A 2,466-nucleotide genomic window follows, 5' to 3' on the forward strand; every position below is an offset into this window, starting at 1 on the left:
AAGTAAAATTAAAAGGACTCAGCCCTGTACAATACAGAACTCGGTCCTTAAATTAAACAGTCTAACTTTTTGGGGGCAGATCAAAAGTAGGGGCTTTTTTAATGTAAAATAGCGCATCCTTATTTTATTGCAAGCGGTCAATTTTGCGCCAAACTTTGCAATTACACTTTAGATAAATTATGTTACTGATTGATATAAAAGATAAAGAACTCAGCCAAGAAGAGGTTGAAATCCTTGAACATCCTCTCGTATCTGGCTTGATTTTATTTAGCCGTAATTTTCACGATAAAGCACAACTGGAAGCCTTAGTGAAATCGATTCGCCAACGAGTAAAAAAACCGTTATTGATTACTGTTGATCAAGAAGGTGGTCGAGTGCAGCGTTTCCGTGAAGGCTTTACTAAATTACCGGCAATGCAAGCGTTTCATACACTTGCAAAAAATCCGCAAGAATCAACCGCTTTAGCCCAACAAACAGGTTGGTTAATGGCCGCTGAAATGTTCGCCTTAGATATTGATTTAAGTTTTGCACCAGTCTTAGATTTAGGTCATCAATGTAAAGCCATTGGCGATCGTTCGTTTGGCGAAAATCCGGATATGATTCTGCCGATAGCCGAAGCGTTTATTGACGGCATGAGAGAAATGGGAATGGCGACGACCGGTAAACATTTCCCCGGTCACGGACATGTATTAGCCGATTCACATCTAGAAACACCTTTTGATGATCGCCCGAAAGAATTAATTTTCAACCATGACATTTTGCCGTTTAAACAATTGATCTCAAAAGGTAAATTGTCAGCAATTATGCCAGCTCATGTTATTTATACACAATGTGATAGCCAACCGGCAAGTGGATCGGAATATTGGCTAAAGCAAGTATTACGTAGTCAGCTTAATTTTAACGGTGTGATTTTTTCCGATGATTTAGGTATGAAAGGTGCCGGTTTTATGGGTAATTTTGTCGAAAGATCGGAGAAAGCAATTCGCGCAGGTTGTGATTTACTACTACTCTGTAATGAGCCAAAAGGTGTTATTCAAGTGTTGGACGGTTTAAAATATCAACCGACTAAAACGCAAACTGAACGTCATATTTCCTTGATGAAACGTAAAACGGTAAGCTGGAACGAGCTTGAAGCAAGTCCTCGTTATCAGCAAGCACAGCAACGTTTAGCCGCATTACAAAATGAATGGCTTGAATATAAAGCACAACATTGCTAATCAATGAGTTATCTTAGGGCATAAATCCGTTATGCCCTAACAAATCACTAGAAATATCCCTATTCTTTTAACAAAATGATATTAAATTGCCCACATTTCCAACAGCAACACTGTGTTTCATGCCAATGGTTAGAAAAGCCATATTCTACACAGCTTATAAATAAAGAAGCTGATCTTAAGCGGTTAATTTCGCCTTTTATTTTGCAAAAATTCACTGAAATCTTACCGCCTGTTCAATCTTCACAAAAACAGTTTCGCAATAAAGCGAAAATGGTGGTCTCCGGCAGTGTCGAGCACCCGATTTTAGGGATTTTAAAAGATCAAACCGATCCGCAAAGTGGTATCGATCTGTGTGATTGCCCACTCTATCCGACTGAATTTGAAGCACTTTTCCCAATTCTTAAAGATTTTATTGCCCGAGCTGGGCTTGTACCTTATAACATCTCAAAAAAGAAAGGCGAGTTGAAATATATCCTGCTGACCCAAAGCCAATATAACCAATCCGTTATGTTGCGTTTTGTGCTAAGAAGTGAGCAAAAACGACCGCTTGTTGAACGTGAATTGCCAAATTTATTAGCTAAGCTGCCAAAAGATTCTATGGTCAGTTTAAACATCCAGCCGCAACACGCTGCAATTTTAGAAGGTGAAACCGAAATTTTCCTCACCGAAAAAACCACGATTGAAGAAAATTTTAACGGTATTCCGTTATTTATTCGTCCACAGGGCTTTTTCCAAACTAATCCGAATGTTGCAAGTCAGCTTTATGCTACTGCGCAAAATTGGATAAAAGAGCTACCGATTCAGCAATTTTGGGATCTGTTCTGCGGTGTCGGAGGCTTTGGTTTACATTGTGCAAAAGCGCTACAAGAGAAGAATGAAAATGTACAATTAACCGGTATTGAGATTTCAGCTTCTGCAATTGCCAGTGCCACGAAATCCGCCGAGCAATTACAACTTAAAAATATTACATTCGCTTCGCTTGACTCGGCACAATTTGCGCTGAACGAGAAAGGTGCAACACCGGATCTTGTGATAGTGAATCCGCCTCGCCGTGGTATTGGAAAACCGCTTGCTGAGTTTTTAAACCAATTGGGTACACCTTATTTAATTTATTCAAGCTGTAATGCCCAAACGATGGCGAAAGATTTTGAAGCATTGAGCAATTACTCACTCCAAAAGGTGCAATTATTAGATATGTTTCCGCATACTTCACATTACGAAGTACTTACTTTTCTTATAAAAAAAGGGG

The 2,466-nt window shown here is 39.3% G+C and carries 2 protein-coding genes; both read left to right on the top strand.

What is annotated here, in order from left to right; genetic code table 11:
• Positions 1–179: 179 nt before the first annotated feature.
• Positions 180–1,217: a beta-N-acetylhexosaminidase gene (gene nagZ / locus HMPREF0027_RS11065; protein ID WP_005625319.1), complete on the top strand. Its 1,038-nt coding sequence runs from the start codon at positions 180–182 to the stop codon at positions 1,215–1,217.
• Positions 1,218–1,292: 75 nt separating this feature from the next.
• The coding region (gene rlmC / locus HMPREF0027_RS11070) for a 23S rRNA (uracil(747)-C(5))-methyltransferase RlmC (RefSeq protein ID WP_005625321.1) at positions 1,293–2,466 on the top strand (1,174 nt) is incomplete at its 3' end.

The organism is Actinobacillus ureae ATCC 25976, from assembly GCF_000188255.1.
Classification (GTDB): Bacteria; Pseudomonadota; Gammaproteobacteria; order Enterobacterales; family Pasteurellaceae; genus Actinobacillus; species Actinobacillus ureae.